This window comes from Streptomyces sp. NPDC006476, from assembly GCF_040612015.1.
GTDB classification, from domain to species: Bacteria; Actinomycetota; Actinomycetes; order Streptomycetales; family Streptomycetaceae; genus Streptomyces; species Streptomyces griseorubiginosus_B.
In genome coordinates this window covers 113,873-134,951 of record NZ_JBEXPK010000027.1, presented here as the reverse complement: position 1 = coordinate 134,951, position 21,079 = coordinate 113,873, and the positions used below count along the sequence as shown (strand labels likewise).

The following is a 21,079-nucleotide window of genomic DNA, read 5'->3' as shown; positions in this document are numbered from 1 at the left end:
AAGCCTTTGATCAGAACAGGGGTCGCGTTCGCGTGCCATCCTCCCTAATCGGTGTCCTGCAGCGCCACTGCCAGGGCATCGACTCCGCCTGCCCGAGACCGTGCCCTCAGGGTTCAGCGCCAGCTGTGCGGGGCGCGGAAGCCGCCCTCGCGTTCCAGGCGGCGCCAGCCGGCCTTCTGGCGGCCGCGGTGAGTGGGCTCGGTGGCGGGCTGGGCGGCTGCGCGGGCCAGGAGGACGGCCGTGATGGCGGCGACTTCCTCGGGGTCGGCGTGGCCCTTCTCGACGCGGATGTCAGGGGTGCTCATAGGTCTCAGTCTCCGTGAGAGAGGTTTCCGCGGGGGTGTCGCGGAGGGTCCGCTGGGTTACTGCGGGGGGTTGCCGTGCTTGCGGGAGGGCAGGTCGGCGTGCTTGGTCTGCAGCATGGCGAGGGAGCGGATGAGCACCTCGCGGGTCTCGGTCGGGTCGATGACGTCGTCGACCAGGCCGCGCTCGGCCGCGTAGTACGGGTGCATCAGCTCGGACTTGTACTCCTTGACCATGCGGGCCCGCATGGCGTCGGGGTCCTCGGCCTCGGCGATCTGCCGCCGGAAGATGACGTTGGCGGCACCCTCGGCGCCCATCACGGCGATCTCGTTCGTCGGCCACGCGTACGTCAGGTCCGCACCGATGGACTGGCTGTCCATGACGATGTAGGCACCGCCGTACGCCTTGCGCAGGATCAGCGAGATCCGCGGCACGGTCGCGTTGCAGTAGGCGTAGAGCAGCTTCGCGCCGTGGCGGATGATGCCGCCGTGCTCCTGGTCGACGCCCGGGAGGAACCCGGGGACGTCCAGGAAGGTGACGATCGGGATGTTGAAAGCGTCACACATCTGGACGAAACGCGCAGCTTTTTCGCTGGCCTCGATGTCCAGCACCCCGGCGAGGGTCTGCGGCTGGTTCGCCACGATGCCGACGACCTGGCCGTCCAGCCGGGCCAGCGCGCAGATGATGTTCCGCGCCCAGCGCTCGTGGACCTCCAGGTACTCCCCGTCGTCGACGATCTCCTCGATGACCTTGGCCATGTCGTACGGGCGGTTGCCGTCGGCCGGGACCAGGTCCAGCAGGACGTCGGAGCGGCGGTCGACCGCGTCGGCGGACTCCACCCGCGGGGGGTTCTCGCGGTTGTTCTGCGGGAGGAGGGAGAGGAGGTAGCGCACCTCGGCGATGCAGGTCTCCTCGTCGTCGTACGCGAAGTGACACACACCGGAGGTCTCCGCGTGCACGTCCGCGCCGCCCAGGCCGTTCTGGGTGATCTCCTCGCCGGTGACCGCCTTGACCACGTCCGGGCCGGTGATGAACATCTGCGAGGTCTCGCGGACCATGAAGACGAAGTCGGTGAGGGCGGGGCTGTAGGCCGCGCCGCCGGCGCACGGGCCGAGCATCACCGAGATCTGCGGGATGACGCCGGAGGCCTTGGTGTTGCGCTGGAAGATGCCGCCGTAGCCGGCCAGGGCGGAGACACCCTCCTGAATACGGGCGCCCGCGCCGTCGTTCAGGGAGACCAGCGGGGCACCGGCCGCGATGGCCATGTCCATGATCTTGTGGATCTTCGTGGCGTGGGCCTCGCCCAGGGCGCCGCCGAAGATGCGGAAGTCGTGGGCGTAGACGAAGACCGTACGGCCCTCCACCGTCCCCCAGCCGGTGATCACACCGTCGGTGTGCGGCTTCTTGGCCTCCAGGCCGAAACCGGTGGCGCGGTGCCGGCGCAGCTGCTCGACCTCCCGGAAGGAGTCCGGGTCCAGCAGCAGCTCGATGCGCTCCCGGGCGGTCAGCTTGCCCTTGGCGTGCTGCGCCTCGGTCGCCTTCTCGCTCGGCCCGGCCAGCGCCTGCGCACGGATCTCGTGCAGCTCGGCGACCCGCCCGCGCGCGTCCGTCGGCTCACCCGTCGACTCACTCGGCGCCTCATCCAAAACGGTCATGTAGTGACCTTACGAAGGACACCGAGGAAAGCGAGCCGTCGACTCCGTACAGTCTCCGGGCCGTTTTCCTGGTACCACTGAACAGAACCCAAGGGGCATGCAGGCGTTCCGACTGCTCAGAGGGCCCTGGGCTTGTAGGGGTCACACAAAGCCGTCAGCCGAGAGTCAGCTCACATCGGTGCGTCGCACATGACACGCCTGGGGTAACGCGCACCCTCAGGCAAGGGCCCGTGGCCAGGATCGCGACCGCGTCACCGGCCCACGACACCCCGCGCACCGGATGGTCCCAGATGATCTCGAGGGGTTCACCCGTTCGAGGGGGTCCACCGACAGAGAGGCTAGATGCCGACCGTCTCGCCAACACCTCGCGGATGATGTTGAAACCGCAAGGGAATAGGTCTACGGTCGTTTCCGTTGAGTAGTTCAACATTCAACATCACCCCGAGGAGCATGACATGGCGAACGACCTCACCGCGCTGACCGGCGACTACACCATCGACGCGGCCCACTCCACGATCGGATTCACCGTCCGGCACGCGATGGTCACCAACGTCAAGGGCAAGTTCAACGACTTCAGCGGGACCCTGCACCTGGACGGCGCCGACCCGTCCGCGTCGACGGCCTCCATCGACGTCAAGATGGACAGCATCGACACCGGGTCCGCGGACCGGGACGGGCACCTGAAGAGCGCGGACTTCTTCAAGACCGAAGAGTTCCCCACGATGACCTTCCGCTCCACCAAGGCGGAGTCGCTCGGTGGCGAGGACTACCGCATCACCGGTGACCTGGAGATCCTCGGCACGACCAAGCCGATCACCATCGACCTGGAGTTCAACGGCGCCGCCAAGGACCCCATGGGCAACGAGCGCGTCGGCTTCGAGGGCAAGGCGGAGATCAAGCGCTCCGAGTGGGGCCTGACCTGGAACGCCACGCTGGAGACGGGTGGCGTGCTGGTCTCCGACAAGATCAAGCTGAACTTCGACATCTCGGCGATCAGGACCGCCTGAGTCGTCACCCCTGGGCACCGAGCCGAGCCAGGGCGGCCGCCAGCCTGGCCGCCCTGCCCTTGGGGGTACGGGCCGTGAGCAGGGCGAAGATCACTTGGTAACGGTCGGTCCGGCCGAGGGCGTCGAAGGCGGCGCCGGCCTTGGGATCGCGCTCCAGCGCCGCCGCCAGGTCCTCGGGCACGGCGGCCTCACGCTGTGAGGCGTACGCCGCCGCCCACCGCCCGTCCGCCTGGGCGGCGGCCACCTCGGCGAGTCCGGCGGGCCGCATGCGCCCGGAGGCGGTCAGTTCCGCCACCCGGCGCACATTGACCATCGACCAGAGGCTGCCGGGCCGTCGCGGCGTGATCTTTTGCAGGAAGAACCTCTCGTCAAGTGCCTTGCGCTGCCCGGTGATCCAGCCGTGGCAGAGGGCGACGTCATTGACCTCGACCCAGTCGACGGAGACGATCCCGGCCACCTTCTTGGCGACCTTCACCCAGAGCCCGGGATGCGGCGCGGGATGAACGTCCAGCCACGCGTCGAGTTCGGCGACGGAGGCGAAGGGCAGGGGGTCCGGGAGCGCGGGAGTGGTCATGAGGGGAGCGTAGGGAGCCACTAGGCCAGTTCCTGTCCTATAAATCAGTCGGCGCAGGCCTTTCGGACGGCGCGGTCGAGGCTGTCGGACTGGGCCCCCGTGGGCACCACCGGGGTGCTCTCCTGGCCTCGGGCGTTGCGGACGAGGACGTACAGCAAGGGCGTTCCGCGAGGTGGGCGGCGGCCGTGGCAGAAGACGATGAAGCGGGTGTGCAGGGCGTGGACCCGACCCGGCCGGAGTTCGATGCCGGGGACGGGCACGACGGACAGGAAGACGAATTGGCCCTCGTAGCGGTCCCGCATTCCCCAGTACGTGACGCGGGAAGCGGCCTCTGCGCGCAGGGTCACGGGGAAGTCCTGGTCGAGCCCGACGGGCAGGCCCACGTGCGTGATCCGGACGGTGGTGGTGGCCGCGGGGTGCGGCAGCGGTGGCGGTGGGCGGTGTGCGGCGAGGTAGCCGAGCAGGGCGGCGAACACCGCCGCGCAGGTCGCCGCTGCGGCTGTCCGGCGGACGCGGCGCGGCAGGGCGCGCCAGCGGTCCCCCAGCAGGGGCCGGTCGGCGCCGAGGACCTCGACGGCATCTCTGTCGCCGCCCTCGGGCGGGCTCACCATGCCGCAAGCCTAGGCCCCTGGCCGGCCGGCGGACATCGGCCGAACAGCCCCCTTCTCAGGCCTCGCTCGGTCGTACCTCGACCCGTGTCGGGGTGGGGCGTCTGCGGCGTATCGGTAGCAGCCACCAGGCCGAGGCGATCGACAGGGCCGCGCCGACGGCGATGCCCTCCAGGCGGGTCGGCAGCAGGTGTTGGGCGTCCTGGCCGAAGTAGCCGAGGAGGAGGGACAGGGCACAGGTCATGCCGGCGGCCCAGTACCCGTAGTTGAAGGGGCGCAGGCACAGCGCGACCGTGAGGACGGCGAACATCAGCGCGACCGAGGCGTGCCCCGTGACGCCGGCCGCCGCCACCCCCATCGCGAGCAGCGTGCCCACGCAGGCCCCCACGAGGCGCTCGATCCCCTTGCGCAGAACGTCGCCGCGGCCGCGGTTGCCGCTCGCGGCGACGTACGCGGTGAGGACGACCCACGGCCAGTGGTGGTCGAAGAGCAGGGTGCCGAGGGTGAAGGCCGCGGCGATCCCCGCCGCCATCTGCAGCGCCATCCGGGTGCTGGGGCGGGGGTGCAGACGCGAGGGGCGGATCGGCGGCTCGGGGGCCGGTTCCGCGCGCCAGGGTCCGAAACGGTCGCCGAGCGCCTGTACCAGCCAGACGAAGGCACACGCCAGCGCGCCGATGAACGCCGACCAGCCCCAAGTGACCAGTCCGCTCTGCGCCTTGGGCGGCAGCGCGGGGCCGGGGACGACGAGGAGGGCGACCAGCGGGAGCGCCAGCAGCGTGCCGATCTTCGTGGCGGCGGGGCCGTAGCGGCGGATCCAGATGGCCAGCGCCATCCAGGCCGTGTAGACGGCGGCGCCGAGCGCGTAGTGGGACGCGATCAGTCGGCCCAGGAAGATCGAGACGCCGGCCGTCGCGGGCAGCACCACGAGTGAGGTCAGGCGACGGCGGGTGTCGGCGGTGCGCTGGGTGGCGGACAGGGTGAGGGTCAGGGAGGCCGCGAGGACGAGGACGTCGGTGTGGAGTCCGGCGGCACCTTCCAGGAACAGGGCGCTGGCCCAGCAGAGCAGGACGGCGGTCATCGTCAGCACCGCTTCGTACGCATTGCGTATTAGTTTGGCGGTCACACGCCCGATATTACGGGGCTCTAGCGGGTGGGATAGTAAATATTCGCGTACGATCTCCATCATGGACCACCTCTCCGACGCCGCCCGGATCCGACGCGGTGTCATCCGGCTCAACCGTCGCCTGCGGCAGGAGCGCGGGGACGGGAGTCTCAGTCCCAACCAGCTGTCGGTGCTCGGTCATCTGCATCGGCACGGACCGTCGACGCCCGGTGAGGTCGCGGCGGCCGAGCGGCAGCGGCCGCAGTCACTGACCCGGGTGTTCGCGGAGCTGGAGACGGAGGGGCTCATCCTGCGGGCGCCGGACCCGACCGACCGGCGTCAGTCCGTGCTGTCCCTGACCGAGGCCGGGCGCCTCGCGGTCGAGGACGACATGGCCCAGCGGGACGCGTGGCTGGCCCGGGCCCTCGGGACGATCGGCGAGACCGAGCGGGGGGTGCTGGCGCTGGCGGCGGAGGTGATGGAGCGACTGGCGAACGCGGAGGTCGACGGGCCGGGCGAAGAGGACTGAAACCTCGCCCCTCAGAACCCCCGGCCCTCAGAACCCCCGCACCTCAGAACCCCCCGCCGAAGTCCCCGCCCCCGAAGTCCCCTCCCCCGTCGCCGAAGCCGCCGCTGAAGTCGCCGGGGTCGAAGTCCGCGCCCGAAACGTCTCCGCCGCCGGGGCCGTATGCGTCGAAGTCGCCGTAGCCGGTGCCGTAGTCGGCCGCGTAGGACGGGGTCGCCATCATGCTGCCGAGGAGGGTGCCGACGAGGAGGCCGGGCAGGAGCCCGCCGCCGAAGTAACCGCCCGCCCAGGGGCCGTAGGCCGGGCCCGCGTCCCAGTAGGGGCGGCGGCCGTAGTCGGTGTCGACCTCGCGGATGACGGGGTCGCGGCCGTCGGCGATGCGGGTCGCGTCGGCCGCGCAGACCGGCACCTCGCGCGGGGCGCCGCCCGGGGGCGTCCAGGCGGCGTCGGTGACGGACGGGCCGTGGCGCGGGTCGAAGAAGCAGGGTGGTCGGCGTTCCGGCAGCGGACGCCCCTCGCGGCGCGCGGCGAGCTGGGCGAGGCTGAAGCGGCCGTCCTCCAGCGCCTGGGTGACGGACCGGACGTCCTCGGGTTTCCGCGCGGCGGCCATGTGCGACTTCGCCTGTTCGTAGGCGTCCAGGGCGCGTTCGTAGTCGGCGCGCATCGCGTCGTCCGCGCCCGCCTCGGCCGGATGGAAGTCGAGCCGGTCCAGCTCCTCGCCGAACGCCGTGATGTCCTCGTCCACGACGACCCGCAGCCGTTCCAGCGCGGCCCGCTGCTCCTCCACCCGCCGGCGCCTGTTCCGTCGTACCAGCGCGTACGCTCCCCCGCCCCCGACGACCAGCACCGCGCCCACGGCGATCAGCGCGGTGGCCGACACCCCGCCGCCGGAGGTCCGGGACCGCCAGCCGGGTGGCGCCGTACCGCCCATGTTGACCAGGGCGCGGTCGGTGAAGTCGGTCAGCTGGGTCTTCGCGTCCCGGTCGGGCTGCACGCTGGTGACCAGGTTCTCCACGGCGGTGCGGGGCAGGACCGAGGAGTCAGCGCGGGCGTCGAAGCGCCCGCCCAGGCGGATCGCGTACAGGCCCGTGATCCCGGTGGCGGTACGGAGGTTCCGGAAGAGGACCTGCGTGGGGTAGCCGGCCGGGAGGACGGCGACGAAGAGCGGTTTGCCGGCGTCCTTGATCTCCTTGGCGAGAGCGTCGGCGTCCGCCTTCGACAACTGCCCGGAGGCCGCGGGATCGACATAGACGGGGCTCTTGCGCAGCGCCTCGGCGATCGTGGAGACGCCGGTGTCGGCCGAGGCAGGTGGCGCGCCGGCCGACAGGACGGTCAGCGCGGCGAGCAACAGGGCCACCAGCAGCCCTGGGAGGCTTCGGGTCCAAGCGACGGCCTTCATGGTTCGAAGCTACCCGAAGCCTCCCAAAACTGGTCATCCGTGCAGGTGGCGGCCTCCCTCAGCCGGCCCGGTAGGCCTCGGTCAGCTTCTGTACGGCCGCCCCGTACCGCCCGGTGAGGGAGAGGTGATCCGCGTCGGCGAAGGGCTTCGCGATCGCCGCCGTGATGCCCTGGCCCACCTTCTCCTGGACGATCAGCCGGGCCTTGGTGACGAGCACGCGGCCGGCCGCGTCCGCCCCGGCCCGTTCGGCGGCCGCCGCCGCGCCGCCGAGCGCCTTCAGCGTGGCCGCGCCGCCCGACGGCACCTTGGTCCCGGTCGTGAGGCCCCAGCCGTACGGGAACTGCGGGTCGTAGGAGGCGTCGCCGACGTTGATCGGCAACTGGGCCTCCGACCTGGGCCAGGTGACGGGGAGTTGGCCGGTGAAGGGCCGCTTGCCGTAGAGGACGTCGGCCACTCCGTCGCCCTCGGTGCCGGGCAGCCAGGAGGCCACCAGCGCGTCGATCCGGCCGAGCCGGTCGCCGATCAGCTGGGGGCGCCCGGAGACGATCAGCACCGCGCACCTCATGGCCGCGCACACCTTGTCGACGGCGGCCTTGTCGGCGGCCGACAACTGGAGGTCGTGGCCGTTGCCGACGTCTCCGACACCCTCGGCGTACGGGGTCTCACCGACGACGACCACGCCGACGTCGTAGCCGGCCGTGGGCGCGGAGGCGTCCTTGGAGTAGGTGACGTCCCCGTCCTTGCGCATCGCGTCGAGGATGGTGGTGCCCTGGGTGTGGGTGCCGGAGGCGCCCTGCCAGGTGATGGTCCAGCCGCCGGTCTGGTTGCCGAGGTCGTCGGCGTTGGACCCGGCGACGTAGACCTTCTGGTTCTTCCTCAGTGGGAGGACCCCGTGCGCGTTCTTCAGCAGCACCTGCGACTCGGCGGCCGCCTGCCGGGCGACGGCCCGGTGCGCGGCGGAACCGATCCGGGAGGCGCCCGTGGTGTCGGCGTAGGGGTGCTCGAAGAGGCCGAGCCGGAACTTCTGGGTGAGGATGCGCGACACGGCGTCGTCGATCCGCTGCTGGCTGACCCGGCCGGCCCCGACCTCGTCGGCCAGGGTCGCGCTGAAGTCCTTGTAGCCGTACGGCACCATCATCATGTCGACGCCCGCGTCGACCGCGGTGCGCACGTGCGCCGGGTAGTCCCCGGGGGGCTGGTCGATGGCGTTCCAGTCGCTGATGACGAACCCGTCGAAGCCCATACGGCCCTTGAGAACCCCGTTGATCATGTCGCCGCGGGCGTGCATCCTCACCGGGCCCTGTCCGTCGCCGAGGATGTCGAGCGAGGAGTACGAGGGCATGACGGTGCCGATGCCACGGTCGACGGCCGTCCGGTACGGCGCCAGGTGGACGGCCTCCAGCTGCTGCCGGGTGACCTTGGTGACGCCCTGGTCGATGGTGTAGGTGCCGGTGGTGGAGGAGCCGTACTCGGTGCCGCCGTCACCGACGAAGTGCTTGGCGGTGGCGAGGACCTTGTCGTCGTCCTTCAAGTCCCGGCCGTTCGGGGCGCCTTGGAGGCCCTGAATGATCGTCTCCATCGACTGGACGAGGGCCGGGTCCTCGCCGAAGGACTCGTAGGAGCGGCCCCAGCGTTCGTCGCGGGAGACACAGAGGCAGGGCGCGAAGTCCCAGGGGATGCCGGTGGCGCGGACCTCACTGGCCGTCACCGCGCCTGTTCTCTCGGCGAGTTGGGGATTCCGGGTGGCGCCGAGGCCGATGTTGTGCGGCATGATCGTGGCGCCGGCCAGGTTGTTGTGGCCGTGGACGGCGTCGACGCCGTAGATGAGCGGGATCTGCAGGCGGGTCGCCCGGGCGCGGAGTTGGAAGGCGTCGATCATCGTGGCCCAGGCGGCCGGGGTGTTGGGCGTCGGGGTGGAGCCGCCGCCCGAGAGCAGCGAGCCGAGGTCGTACGCCGTGACGTCGGCGCCCTCCCCGACCGCCCCGCGCTCGGCCTGGGTCATCTGACCGACCTTCTCCGCCAGGGACATCCGGGACAGGAGATCGGCGACGCGCTTCTTGACGGGCAACTTGGCGTCGAGATACGGCAGTCCGTGCGCGTCGATGACGATCTGCGGGGTCTCGGCGGGCGGTTTCGCCCCGGTGACGGTGAGCATCAGCGGGATCGTCTCGGCCGTCTCGGCGGACCGGTCCTTCAGGGTCGGGACCGTGATGGTGCGTGTCGCGCCGGAGGCGGTGCCCGCGGGGAAGGTGAGGGTGCCGGAGACGGGGGTGTAGTCCTTGCCGGGGGTGGCGGTGCCGGTGGTGGCCGTCTCGTAGTGGACGGTGACGGGGTCGTCGACAGGGGCGGACCCGGTGGTGGCGAGGGTGACCTTGACGGTGGCCGTGCCGCCTTCCCGCACCGGGTGGACGGCCGAGTCGGTCGTGACGCTCGCCCGCAGGGACTGGTCGGCCCTGCCGTACAACTCGACGTCGTCCATGGCGAACTCGCCCCTGACGCCGACCGGGAGGGTGAGGGCGTAGCCCCACATCTGGGTGAGCCCGAGGACGTGGTCGATGCCGCCGACGAGCTGGTAGTCGGTGCGGTAGACGAAGTCGGTGAAGGGGATCTCGATCTGCTTCCAGCCGGTGAAGTCGTCGGTGAAGGAGGTCGTCCAGAGCTCGGAGGCCTCGCCGTTGGCGCCGCCGTCCTTGATCTCGAAGGCGATCTTCCTGCCGTTGTCCTGGCCGTCCCACCAGAAGCGGATGCCCTTGTGGGCGGACCAGTCGTGGGCGGGGGCGTCGGCCGCGTAGTCGTGGGTGAAGCCGCCGTAGCCGCTGATGTCGTAGGTGCCGGCGAGGACCTTCGCGCCCTCGGGGGCGTCGGATCTCGCGGCCAGCCGGAGCGCCGGCGGGTCGTCGCTGTCACCGCCCCAGGTGAAGAGGCCCTCGGCGGGCTGGGCGGCGAAGGGGACCTCGCCCTCGAAGCGGTCGACGGGCGTGGGGGCGGGGTCGTCGGCGGCACTCGCCGAACTCAGGGGCAGCGCGGCGGCGAGCAGGGCGGCGGAGACGAGCAGGGCGGTTCTCGGCATGGACCTTCCCTCGGCTCTCAGAGGTCACTCGGGACTTAGCTCACGCCGTGAGTTAACTGAGGGCCCGTGAGCCCGTCAAGACGTCACGTCGGCCATGCGGCTGTGGATCGCAACGGGATCGGTGCACAAGGGTGGCCGTACGGCGTCCCGGCCGATGGCATCTTCGAGGCATGAGACGTGCGGGGGCGGCGTTGGCCGGGGTCGTGGGCGGGGTGCTGTTGCTGAGCGGCTGCGGGGCCGTGGTTCTGCCGTTGGCCGCGGTGCGGTTGGACGCCTCGGGGGCGCCGGAGGCCGTGGTGCGGCACTGCGGTGACGACCTGATCCAGGGGCTGTCGCTCGCCGGGGCACCGGTGGATTCCGAGAAGAACCTCTCCGGCTGGCGGGTGCCCGGCAAACGGCACGGCTCCGACGCCGGGTTCCCGCTGTTCTCACCGCCGGCCGACTGGCATGCCAAGGCGATCGGACAGCAACGGCTGGTGCCTGCGTACACCTACCAACTCGCCTTTGGAAAGGCCGAGTTCAACTACGAGTACACGGGCCTGGTCACCTTCCGCGCCGGCGAACTCGCCCGGCTGAAACCCGGCCAGGTCTGGGCCGACGACCGGGTCATGGGCCGCGGCGAGTTCGAGAAGCTCGCCGCGGACTCCTGCTGAGGCGGGCCGGGTTACTCCGCCGGCTCCACCCCGGCCCGCAGCAGGCCGTAGGTGTACGCGTCCTCCAGGGCCTGCCAGGACGCGGCGATCACGTTCTCCGCGACGCCGACCGTGGACCACTCGGCCGTGCCGTCGGAGGTGGAGATCAGGACGCGGGTGGTGGACTCGGTGCCGTGGACGCCCTCGAGGATGCGGACCTTGTAGTCGACCAGGTCGAGCTTGGCGAGCTGGGGGTAGATCTTCTCGAGCGCCACGCGCAGGGCGCGGTCGAGGGCGTTGACCGGGCCGTTGCCCTCGGCGGTGGCGACGATGCGCTCGCCCTTGGCGAAGAGCTTGACCGTGGCCTCGTTGGCGTGGGTGCCGTCGGGGCGGTCCTCGACGATCGCCCGCCAGGACTCGACCTGGAAGTAGCGCAGGGGCTTGCCCTGGACCTCGGCGCGCAGGAGCAGTTCGAAGCTCGCGTCGGCCGCCTCGTAGGTGTAGCCCTTGAGCTCGCGCTCCTTCACCCGCTCCACGACCCGGCCCACCAGCTCGCGGTCGCCGCCCAGGTCGACGCCGAGTTCCTTGCCCTTGAGCTCGACCGAGGCGCGGCCCGCCATGTCGGAGACCAGCATCCGCATGGTGTTGCCGACCTGCTCCGGGTCGATGTGCTGGTACAGGTCCGGGTCGACCTTGATCGCGGATGCGTGCAGGCCCGCCTTGTGGGCGAAGGCTGAGACGCCCACGTAGGGCTGGTGGGTGGAGGGCGTGAGGTTGACGACCTCCGCGATGGCGTGCGAGATCCTCGTCATCTCGCGGAGCCTGCCGCCGGGGAGGACCTTCTTGCCGTACTTCAGTTCCAGGGCCGCGACCACCGGGAAGAGGTTGGCGTTGCCGACGCGCTCGCCGTAGCCGTTGGCCGTGCACTGGACGTGGGTCGCGCCCGCGTCCACGGCGGCGAGGGTGTTGGCGACCGCGCAGCCCGTGTCGTCCTGGGCGTGGATGCCCAGGCGGGCGCCAGTGTCGGCGAGGACCGTCGAGACCACGGCCTGGACCTGGGCCGGCAGCATGCCGCCGTTGGTGTCGCACAGGATGACGACGGAGGCGCCGGCGTCCGATGCCGCTCGTACGACCGCCTTCGCGTACTCCGGGTTCGCCCGGTAGCCGTCGAAGAAGTGCTCGCAGTCGACGAAGACGCGACGACCCTGGGAGGCCAGGTAGGACACCGTGTCACTGACCATGGCGAGGTTCTCGTCGAGGGTCGTGCGCAGCGCGAGTTCGACGTGGCGGTCGTGGGACTTGGCCACCAGGGTGATCACCTCGGCGCCCGAGTCCAGGAGCGCCTTGACCTGCGGGTCCTCGCTCGCCTTGGCGCCGGCGCGGCGGGTCGCGCCGAACGCGACGAGTTGGGCGTGCTGGAAGTCGATCTCCTGGCGGGCACGCGCGAAGAACTCGGTGTCCCTCGGGTTGGCGCCGGGCCAGCCGCCCTCGATGAAGCCCACGCCGAAGTCGTCCAGGTGCCGTGCGATCGCGAGCTTGTCGGCGACGGTGAGGTTGATGCCCTCGCGCTGCGCGCCGTCGCGCAGGGTGGTGTCGAAGACGTGGAACGAATCGTCGAGCTCGCTGGTTGCGGTCATGGTGTCAAGGCTCCTGTGTTGGATCCCAGTGGATATGTCGTTACCGGAATGACCGGCTCCACCGTCCTCCCGTGGTCCCTCGCGCTTTGCCTCCGGCTGAAGGTGGGCCAGAAAAGCGAAAAACCTCTCGCGGGTGCGAGAGGTCTGCGCGCGGGTCGAGGACGACGGTGTCCGCCCGTACCTGGTCGTACGTGGCGGTCACTGCGGACCGGCGCGCCTGCTGCCAATAATCATGGCGAACGAGAGCACGGAGGCAGTCTGGCACAGCCTCCGTGCTCCACTCACCGTTGTCTCAGGATGCGGTCGATCACATCGGGGTCATGAAACGGTCCGCAGGAAGACGTCAGCGACCCCGTTGGTGTCCCCCCGCACCAGATCGGGTGATGCCGACTCGAACGCGACGACCGTGCCGTCGGTGTTGACGGCGGGGTGGCCGGCCGGGAGGTCGTTGCGGCCGCCCCAGCGGTCGACGCTGATCAACTGCCGGTGCCCGGTGGCGAGGTCGAGGAGATAGACGGAGCCCCGCGAGGTGTACGCGACACTCGTGCCGTCCCCGGAGAGCGAGGGCTGCGTGCCCCTGACCCGGGTCGTCGCCCCGGTGTCGAGGTCGCGGACGTGGACCTCACGGCCCTGCTGGAAGGCGATCCTGCGGCCGTCCTGGCTGAGCGAGGGGGCCGAGGCGTGCTCGGCGGCCCGCTCCAGGACGCCGGTGTCCAGGTCGCGGACGTAGACGTTCCCGCCCTGCTCGAAGGCGATGGAGCGGCCGTCGTAGCTGATCGACGGGTGGCCGGCCGCCTCGCTCGTGGGGGCGCTGACCAGGTCGGTGCTGTCGTCCTGGAAACGGACGCGGTAGACCCGCGGCCGGGGGTGCGGGTCGGTGGCGGTGGCGGGCAGGGTGGCCGTGTAGGTGATCCACTGGCAGGTGGGGTCCTCGGCGGGCTGTCCCATCCAGGTGAAGCGGACGCCCTGGTAGGAGTGGAGTCCGGTCAGTTTGCCGACCGCGCGGTTGCGGATGAAGACCTCCGGGGCGCCGTCGGAGGCGCTCGGGGCCACATAGCCGACCATGCGTCCGCTGGCGCAGGGGGTTGCCTCGTGGGAGGGGACCTGCGTTTCGGAGTTCACCTGGGAGAGGAGGTCGCCGAACGCATTGACGAAGACGTCGGTGTTCCCCGGGGCGCTCTCGGAGGTGAAGGAGACGACCCGGCCCTCGCCCATCACCGGATCGTGGGACGCCCCGGACCGCTGCTGTCCGTCCCGGGTCAGGCTGATCCGTTCGGTGACGGAGGGCATCGGTGCCGGGTGCCTGGAGAGCTCGCCGGAGAAGACGAACACGTCCGACTCCTTGTTGGTGTCGCCGGGCACGAGTGACGACGCGTCGGAGCTGAACACCACGGAAGGCCCCTTGGCGGTCAGCGCGTCCGGCCCCTCTTGGGCGTCCCGCGGGAGGGCCGCCCCGAACCGGCCCGTCCGGAGATCACGCACCCGGACGCCGTCGTCGCCCGAGACCACGGCGTACCGACCGTCCGCCGTGGCCGAGAAGGCCTGCCCCTCGGCCACCCGCTCGGAGGTGCCGGTGCGCAGGTCGTGGACGTAGACCCCGCCCTCGGCGTTGAACAGGACGCGGCGGCCGTCCGCGGTGATACGGACCAGTTCGGCGACGCCGAGACCCGTGTCGATCTGGACGCGCTCACCCGTCGTCCGGTCCTTGACGAAGACGTCGGCCGGGTCCTGTTCGTCGCCCTGGAGCTGGTAGGCGACCCGCTCGCCGTCGCCGCTCACCGAGGCAGCGGGCTTCGGGCCCTCCTCGGCCGGTGAGACCAGCTCGTCGGTGCCGGTGGCCGTGTCGCGCACGTACAACAGCCGGTACGCCTGGGGGCCGTTGCGGTTGCCGATGGTGTACGCGACATGGGTGCCGTCCGGGCTGATCGACTGCACCCGGCCCAACTCGTTGGAGCCGGGCGGGTTTTGTGGCCACAAGCGCTGGGAGCGGCCGGTGGCGCGGTCGTAGAGGTACGGGGCCAGGAAGCGGGTCCCGGCCGAGTATCCGATGCGGCTTCCGTCGTCGCTGGGCATCGGCGAGCTGTAGAGGTACCCGCTGCCGAGGTCGATCCTGGTGAGCGTGCCGGTGGCCGTGTCCTTCACGAGCAGGCACGGGGAGAAGTCCGCGCAGCCGAGGCTCGGGGCGGCCGACACGAACACGGTTCGGCGGCCGTCGGCACTGATCGCGGCGTCGTTCGACGCCCCGTCGGCCTGGCTGCCGTCGGCGGCGGTGCTGACCCGCTGGACGCGGGGTGGGTGCGGTGCGGCGGCGGACGTGGTGGTCGCGGTGAGCGCGAGCAGCAGTGCCGCGCCCAGGACACCCGCGGCCGGTCTCCGCCATGCGGCGGCTCTGGTCATGGTTCCCCCCTGTGGTCCCCGTTGACGCGCTGTCCCCCGGCCCCGCGCCGAGGGGTGTTTCGAGGCAAGCGCACCCCTGTCCACAGGGTCAATCGGCCTTGTTGCGTACAACCCGGGCGGAAGGTCACGCGTCCGCGAGGAGGCTCTCGTCCAGGAACTCCCGTACGTGGCCGAGAACTTGCGCCCGGTCCCAGCCCCGCAGGCCCACGGCCACATGCACGGAGAAGCCGTCCAGCAGCGCCCGCAGCCGGGTGGCGCAGCGATCCGGGTCGACCGGGCGGAACTCGCCGCGCGAGACCCCCTCCGCGATCAGCGCCACCAGGTCCCGGTGCCAGACGCCCTCGATCGCCGCCTGCCGGTCGCGGGCGTCGTCGTCGGCGTTCTGCGAGCGGTTCCAGACCTCCAGCCACAGGGTCCAGTGCGGATCGCGGTGTCCGTCGGGGACGTAGAGATCCACGTACGCGTCGATCCGCTCACGCACCGGTCCGGTACGGCCCAGCAGGCGCCCCCGGTCGGCCCCGAGCCGGCCCTCGCTCCACTCCAGGGTCTGCAGCAGCAGCTCGTCCTTGGAGCCGAAGTAGTAGATCAGATGCCCACTGCTCATACCGACCTCACGGCCGAGAGCGGCCATGGTCAGCTTCTCCAGTCCGCGCTCGGCGATCATCTCCATGGCGGCGGCGAGAATGCGCTCGCGCGGCGGGGCCGGGGTGCGCCGGGGCGTGCTCATACGGCGGTCACCCGGGACGGTACGTCCGGCAGGGCACTTAGCGGCCCGGTCGGCCGGGCTTCGTAGTCGGCGCAGATCAGCACGTTCACCCGTACGTTCTACCGGACGCCCACCCGCGGCTGCTGCTGGGTGACGCAGTGGATGCCGCCGCCGCCGGAGAAGATCGTCCGGGCGTCCACCAGGGTCACCGTGCGCTCGGGGAAGAGGCGGCGGAAGATTCCGGCCGCGATCTCGTCGCGCGGGTCGTCGAAGCCGCAGAGCACGACGCCGCCGTTGCAGAGGTAGTGGTTGATGTAGGAGTAGTCGGCCCAGTGGCCGTCGGCCTCCAGGACGGTCGGGGCGGGGACCTCGACGACCTCGAGCCGCCGTCCGCGCGCGTCGGTCTGGGCCTTGAGCAGCCCGATGACCTCCTTGGTGACCTCGTGGTCGGGGTGCGCGGGGTCCGGCTGGTGGTGCGCGACCACGACACCTGGACGGGCGAAGGCGGCCACGATGTCGACGTGCCCGAGCGTCCCGAACCCGTGCGGAGGATAGTCACCGGTCAGACCGCGCGGCAGCCAGATCGCCTTGCGGGTGCCGAGCATCCCGTGGATCTCCGCCTCGACCTCCTCCCGCGTCCACCCCGGATTGCGCTCGGGACCGAGCTGGACCGTCTCCGTGAGCAGGACGGTGCCCTCGCCGTCGACATGGATGGCGCCGCCCTCGTTCACCAGCTTCGAGGCGTACGTCCGGGTGGAGCCGGCGAGGTCCGCCACATACGCGGCGATCTTCGCGTCGTGCTCCCAGCGGGCCCAGCTCTGGGCGCCCCAGCCGTTGAACGTCCAGTCCACGGCGGCCAGTTCACGCCCGTCGGTGAGGAAGGTCGGCCCGATGTCCCGCATCCAGGCGTCGTCGAGATCGCGCTCCACGGTGTCGACGCCGGGGCCCAGCAGCGCCTGCGCGGCCGCCGACTGCCCAGGTCCGCACACGACCGTCACCGGTTCGAACCGGAGGATCGCGCGGGCCACGGAGGCCCAGGCCATGCGGGAGGCGATGAGGTCGTCCGGGTCGTCGAAGGTCGGGTTGGGACCCGGCCATGCCATCCAGGTGCGCTGGTGCGGGACCCATTCGGCAGGCATGCGGAAGCCGTCGGCGGCAGCGGTCATCGGTGGTCCTTAGAGGAAATAGAGGCGGTTGAGGGAGACCGAGTCGGCCGGTTCGGAGCGGATCGGCTCTCCGTCGAGGGTGACGAGCCCGGTGCGCTGGTCCACCTCCACCGCTCCGGTACGGGAGTTGCGGCGCAGGTCGGCGGGTCCGATGCCGCGGGTGCCGCGGACGGCGACCCTGCGCCGTCGGGTCGGCATACGGTCGTTGCCCTGGTCCAGGGCGGCCTGCGCGACGAACGCCACGGAGATGTCGGCGGGGGCGGCGCCGTGCGCGCCGAACTGCGGTCCCAGGACGAGCGGTTCACAGGTGTCGGTGGCCGCGCCGGGGTCGCCGACGACGCCGTACGCGGGGAAGCCGGACTTCAGCACGAGCTGGGGCTTGGCGCCGAAGTACTCCGGGCGCCACAGCACGATGTCGGCCAGCTTGCCCACCTCGATCGAGCCGACCTCGTGCGAAAGCCCGTGCGCGACGGCCGGGTTGACGGTCAGCTTGGCGATGTAGCGCAGGACGCGCTCGTTGTCGTGCTCCTCGGGCGCGCCGAACTCGGCCTTCATCTTCCCGGCCATGGCGAAGGTGCGGCGCACGGTCTCGCCGGCCCGGCCCATGCCCTGCGCGTCGGAGGAGGTGATGCCGATCGCGCCGAGGTCGTGCAGCACGTCCTCGGCGCCCATGGTCCCGGCGCGGATGCGGTCACGAGCCATCGCCGCGTCGCCCGGCAGGTCGGGCTTGAGGTCGTGGACGGAGACGATCATGCCGTAGTGCTCGGCAACGGCGTCCCGGCCGAAGGGCAGGGTGGGGTTGGTGGAGGAGCCGATGACGTTCGGGACGCCGGCCATCTTCAGGACGTTCGGGACGTGTCCGCCGCCGCAGCCCTCGATGTGGAAGGCGTGGATGGTGCGGCCCTCCAGCACCCGCAGGGTGTCCTCGACCGACAGGCATTCGTTCAACCCGTCGCTGTGCAGGGCGACCTGGACGTCGTGTTCCTCGGCCACGCGCAACGCGGTGTCCAGCGCGCGGGTGTGGGCGCCCATGTCCTCGTGCACCTTGAAGCCGCTCGCCCCGCCCTCGGCCAGCGCCTCGACCAGGGGCGCCGGGTGGGAGGACGAACCCCGGCCGAGGAAGCCGATGTTGACCGGCCAGGCATCGAAGGCGCCGAACGCGTGCCGCAGCGCCCACGGCGAGTTGACGCCGACGCCCCAGACCGGACCGAACTCCTGGCCGATGATCGTGGTGACGCCGGAGGCGAGCGAGGCCTCCATGACGCGCGGCGACAGCAGATGGACATGGGTGTCCACGGCCCCCGCGGTGGCGATCAGCCCCTCGCCGGACACGATCGACGTCCCCGTGCCGACCACGACGTCGACCCCGTCGAGGGTGTCGGGGTTCCCGGCCCGGCCGATGGCCGAGATCCGTCCCTCCCGGATCCCGATGGACACCTTCCGGATGCCGAGCACCGCGTCGATCACGACGACGTTGCTGATGACGACGTCACAGGTCTCCCGGACAGCGGCGGCCTTGAGGTGCAGTCCGTCGCGGGCGGTCTTCCCGAAGCCGGCGAGGAACTCGTCGCCGTACCGCTGGGAGTCGGACTCGACCCGGATCGTCAGCCCCGAGTCGCCGAGCCGGATACGGTCGTCGGCCCGGGGGCCGTGGGTGGCCGCGTACTCGTACGGGGTGAGGCGACGGGCCTCGGCGGGGTGACCTCCGGGGCGGCTCATCGCCCAACCTCCTCATCACCGGACGCGTCCGCCACGCCGACCCGGCCCCGCGCCTCAGACCCACCGGACGCTTCCAGTGCGCCAGTCCGCCCCCGGGCCTCCGACCCACCGGACGCCTCCGGTACGCCAGTGCCATCCCGGCTCCCCGACACTCCGAACGCTTCCAGTGCGCCAGTCCGCCCCCGGACCTCCGACCCACCGGACGCCTCCGGTACGCCGGTCCAGCCCCGAACCTCAGACCCACCGGACGCCTCCGGTACGCCGGTCCAGCCCCGAACCTCAGACCCACCAGACGCTTCCAGGCCACCGGTCCTGTCCCGGATCCCCGACCCACCAGACACGTCCGCAACGCCGGCCCATTCCCGGGTCTCCGGTGCGGCGGTCCGGTCGTCCCGGGTTTCCGGGAGGCCGGTCCGGTCCCGGGTCTCCGGCCCATCGGACCCGTCCCTCACCCCCGGCGCGCCCAGGTAGCCGCAGGCGGCGGCGCGGCGCAGTGCCTCCTCGCGGGCGCCGGGCGCGTCCAGCGGCCCGTCGACGAGCCCGGCGAAGCCGACGGCGACCCGGGCGCCGCCGATCGGCACCAGGCCGACCTCCAGCGACTCCCCCGGCCCGAACCGCACCGACGACCCGGCGGGGACGGCGAGCCGCATGCCGTAGGCCTCGGCGCGTGCGAAGTCCAGGCGCGGGTTGGCCTCGAAGAAGTGGAAGTGGGAGGTGACCGAGACCGGCACGGTCGCGGTGTTGGTGACGGCGAGCCGTACGACTGCCTCGGGGTCGGTGTGCGCGGGTCCAGGCAGCAGGGCGCCCGGCGCGTCATCACCCGGCCCGCCGCCGATCGGGTCGCTCACCACGGCCAGTCTCGAACCGTCGTCGAAGACGGCCTCGACATGCACCTCCGTGACGACGTCGGTGACGCCGGGCAGGACGTCGTCGGGGCCGAGCACGCGGCGCGCCGCCTCGATCGCCTCCGCGAGCCGTTTCCCGTCCCGGGCGGCCTCGCACACGGTGTCCGCGATGAGCGCGGTCGCCTCCGGCACGTTGAGCCTGAGGCCGCGGGCCCTTCTGGCCCGGGCCAGCTCGGCGGCCCCGAAGAGCAGCAGCCGGTCGCGTTCCGTGGGGGTGAGTCTCATGGTGCCGTCCTCCTTTGAACGGCACTCTAAATGAAGAACCTCTCTATAGGAACGGATCCAGAGCATCGAGGGAGGCATCACATTGAGCGTCACTCAAAACAGAGGGCACCTTCCCCGTGCCGCGCGGAACCAGCTGACGCCCGCACGGGGAAGGCAGTGCGCATCCGACTAGGGCACGACTAGGGCGCTTATCGATGCCCTAGCCGAGCCGGTGCATCCAGCCGTGCTTGTCCTCGGACGTGCCCCGCTGGATGTCGAGCAGCGCCTCGCGCAGCTTCAGGGTGACCTCGCCGGGCTCGCCGCCCGCCTGCTGCCACTCGGCGCTCGCGCGCTTGACCGTGCCGACAGGGGTGATGACGGCCGCCGTACCGCAGGCGAAGACCTCGGTGAGGGTGCCGTTCTCAGCGTCCGTCTGCCACTGGTCGATGGAGACGCGGCCCTCCTCGGACGCGTAGCCGAGGTCGCGGGCGACGGTGAGGAGGCTGTCGCGGGTGACGCCCTCCAGGATGGAGCCCGTCAGGGAGGGGGTGACGATCCTGTCGCCGTACACGAAGTACAGGTTCATGCCGCCCAGTTCCTCGACCCACTTGTGCTCGACCGCGTCGAGGTAGCAGACCTGGTCGCAGCCCTTGGCGGCGGCCTCGGCCTGGGCGAGCAGGGAGGCCGCGTAGTTGCCGCCGGTCTTGGCGTCGCCCATGCCGCCGGGGACGGCGCGGACACGGTCCTCGGAGAGCCAGATGGACACCGGCTTCACGCCACCCGGGAAGTACGCGCCGGCGGGAGAGGCGATGACCAGGAAGAGGTACTCGTTGGCGGGCTTCACACCCAGGCCGACCTCGGTCGCGATCATGAACGGGCGCAGATAGAGGGACTCCTCGCCGCCGTGCGCGGGCACCCACGCCTTGTCCTGCTGGACCAGCGCGTCACATGCCTCGATGAAGGTCTCGACGGGCAGCTCGGGCATGCCGAGGCGGTGCGCGGAGCGCTGGAAGCGCTCGGCGTTCTTCTCCGGACGGAAGGTGGCGACCGAGCCGTCGGGCTGGCGGTAGGCCTTGAGGCCCTCGAAGATCTCCTGCGCGTAGTGCAGGACCATGGTGGCCGGGTCGAGGGAGATCGGGGCGTACGGGACGAGCTGGCCGTCGTGCCAGCCGCGGCCCTCGGTCCACTTGATCGTCACCATGTGGTCGGTGAAGTGGCGGCCGAACCCGGGGTTCGCCAGGATCGCCTCGCGCTCGGCGGTGGAGAGCGGGCTGGCGGAGGGCTTGAGTTCGATCGTGGGCGTCGTCATGAGTGGTTGTCCTTCACCGGTTGTGTAGTGACGGGCCGCGCTCACGCCCGTGACTGTCAGTGGCCAGTGCTAGGACGTCCGAGCATTCCCTCATTCCGCGGCTCCGCGTTCGATTATCTCAACCGGGGGTCCGTGGACGAAACAGCGTGAAATGCGGCCC

At 71.1% G+C, this 21,079-nt stretch carries 16 protein-coding genes and 1 pseudogene; 3 read left to right on the top strand and 14 right to left on the bottom strand.

Annotation, left to right across the window (positions count from 1 at the left end; all coding sequences use genetic code 11):
- Positions 1 to 113: 113 nt before the first annotated feature.
- On the bottom strand, positions 114 to 305 hold the full coding sequence (locus ABZZ74_RS28780; protein WP_133046738.1) for an acyl-CoA carboxylase subunit epsilon: 192 nt from the start codon (positions 303 to 305) through the stop codon (positions 114 to 116).
- 57 nt (positions 306 to 362) lie between these two features.
- Positions 363 to 1,958 (bottom strand): acyl-CoA carboxylase subunit beta, encoded by a 1,596-nt coding sequence (locus ABZZ74_RS28775; RefSeq protein ID WP_356769746.1) that lies wholly within the window; start codon positions 1,956 to 1,958, stop codon positions 363 to 365.
- A 455-nt stretch (positions 1,959 to 2,413) separates the two neighbouring features.
- Between ABZZ74_RS28775 and ABZZ74_RS28770 the strand changes: the two genes are divergently transcribed.
- Positions 2,414 to 2,965, top strand: a complete 552-nt coding sequence (locus tag ABZZ74_RS28770) for a YceI family protein (RefSeq protein WP_356769744.1) — start codon at positions 2,414 to 2,416, stop codon at positions 2,963 to 2,965.
- Between the two features lie 4 nt (positions 2,966 to 2,969).
- Here ABZZ74_RS28770 and ABZZ74_RS28765 read toward each other — a convergent pair whose 3' ends face one another.
- The 3 genes from ABZZ74_RS28765 to ABZZ74_RS28755 are packed head-to-tail and all read right to left on the bottom strand — an operon-like array spanning position 2,970 to position 5,270.
- Entirely contained in the window at positions 2,970 to 3,539 is a 570-nt protein-coding gene (locus ABZZ74_RS28765) for a YdeI/OmpD-associated family protein (protein ID WP_356769742.1), read from the bottom strand.
- 44 nt (positions 3,540 to 3,583) lie between these two features.
- On the bottom strand, positions 3,584 to 4,150 hold the full coding sequence (locus ABZZ74_RS28760; protein WP_356769741.1) for a hypothetical protein: 567 nt from the start codon (positions 4,148 to 4,150) through the stop codon (positions 3,584 to 3,586).
- A gap of 55 nt (positions 4,151 to 4,205) precedes the next feature.
- A complete protein-coding gene (locus ABZZ74_RS28755) occupies positions 4,206 to 5,270 on the bottom strand; it encodes an FUSC family protein (RefSeq protein ID WP_356769739.1) in 1,065 nt (354 codons plus the stop codon).
- Between the two features lie 61 nt (positions 5,271 to 5,331).
- Here ABZZ74_RS28755 and ABZZ74_RS28750 point away from each other — a divergent pair, with 61 nt between their 5' ends.
- Complete coding sequence (locus ABZZ74_RS28750) at positions 5,332 to 5,778, top strand: MarR family transcriptional regulator (protein WP_356769737.1); 447 nt, start codon at positions 5,332 to 5,334, stop codon at positions 5,776 to 5,778.
- Between the two features lie 43 nt (positions 5,779 to 5,821).
- Here the strand turns inward: ABZZ74_RS28750 and ABZZ74_RS28745 are convergent, their stop codons facing one another.
- Both ABZZ74_RS28745 and ABZZ74_RS28740 read right to left on the bottom strand, forming a co-directional pair.
- Positions 5,822 to 7,174: a hypothetical protein gene (locus ABZZ74_RS28745; RefSeq protein WP_356769735.1), complete on the bottom strand. Its 1,353-nt coding sequence runs from the start codon at positions 7,172 to 7,174 to the stop codon at positions 5,822 to 5,824.
- Positions 7,175 to 7,232: 58 nt separating this feature from the next.
- Positions 7,233 to 10,244 (bottom strand): glycoside hydrolase family 3 N-terminal domain-containing protein, encoded by a 3,012-nt coding sequence (locus ABZZ74_RS28740; protein ID WP_356769733.1) that lies wholly within the window; start codon positions 10,242 to 10,244, stop codon positions 7,233 to 7,235.
- Between the two features lie 170 nt (positions 10,245 to 10,414).
- On the opposite strand from ABZZ74_RS28740, the gene ABZZ74_RS28735 reads away from it, so the two are divergent.
- Complete coding sequence (locus tag ABZZ74_RS28735; protein ID WP_356769731.1) at positions 10,415 to 10,897, top strand: hypothetical protein; 483 nt, start codon at positions 10,415 to 10,417, stop codon at positions 10,895 to 10,897.
- Between the two features lie 11 nt (positions 10,898 to 10,908).
- Here ABZZ74_RS28735 and cimA read toward each other — a convergent pair whose 3' ends face one another.
- From cimA to ABZZ74_RS28700, 7 genes and pseudogenes are all read right to left on the bottom strand, one after another.
- On the bottom strand, positions 10,909 to 12,513 hold the full coding sequence (gene cimA / locus ABZZ74_RS28730; RefSeq protein WP_356769729.1) for a citramalate synthase: 1,605 nt from the start codon (positions 12,511 to 12,513) through the stop codon (positions 10,909 to 10,911).
- A gap of 318 nt (positions 12,514 to 12,831) precedes the next feature.
- Positions 12,832 to 14,910 (bottom strand): hypothetical protein, encoded by a 2,079-nt coding sequence (locus ABZZ74_RS28725; RefSeq protein ID WP_356769727.1) that lies wholly within the window; start codon positions 14,908 to 14,910, stop codon positions 12,832 to 12,834.
- Between the two features lie 124 nt (positions 14,911 to 15,034).
- On the bottom strand, positions 15,035 to 15,637 hold the full coding sequence (locus ABZZ74_RS28720; protein ID WP_356769725.1) for a TetR/AcrR family transcriptional regulator: 603 nt from the start codon (positions 15,635 to 15,637) through the stop codon (positions 15,035 to 15,037).
- A gap of 98 nt (positions 15,638 to 15,735) precedes the next feature.
- Positions 15,736 to 16,782: an agmatine deiminase family protein gene (locus tag ABZZ74_RS28715; RefSeq protein ID WP_356769723.1), complete on the bottom strand. Its 1,047-nt coding sequence runs from the start codon at positions 16,780 to 16,782 to the stop codon at positions 15,736 to 15,738.
- 9 nt (positions 16,783 to 16,791) lie between these two features.
- Positions 16,792 to 18,501, bottom strand: a complete 1,710-nt coding sequence (locus ABZZ74_RS28710; RefSeq protein ID WP_356769721.1) for an urease subunit alpha — start codon at positions 18,499 to 18,501, stop codon at positions 16,792 to 16,794.
- 461 nt (positions 18,502 to 18,962) lie between these two features.
- A pseudogene (gene ureA, locus ABZZ74_RS28705) lies at positions 18,963 to 19,631 on the bottom strand (urease subunit gamma); the annotation flags it as partial.
- A 199-nt stretch (positions 19,632 to 19,830) separates the two neighbouring features.
- The gene (locus tag ABZZ74_RS28700; protein ID WP_356769719.1) at positions 19,831 to 20,919 is read right to left on the bottom strand and encodes a branched-chain amino acid aminotransferase; all 1,089 of its coding nucleotides are present in this window, start codon (positions 20,917 to 20,919) and stop codon (positions 19,831 to 19,833) included.
- Positions 20,920 to 21,079 lie beyond the last annotated feature (160 nt).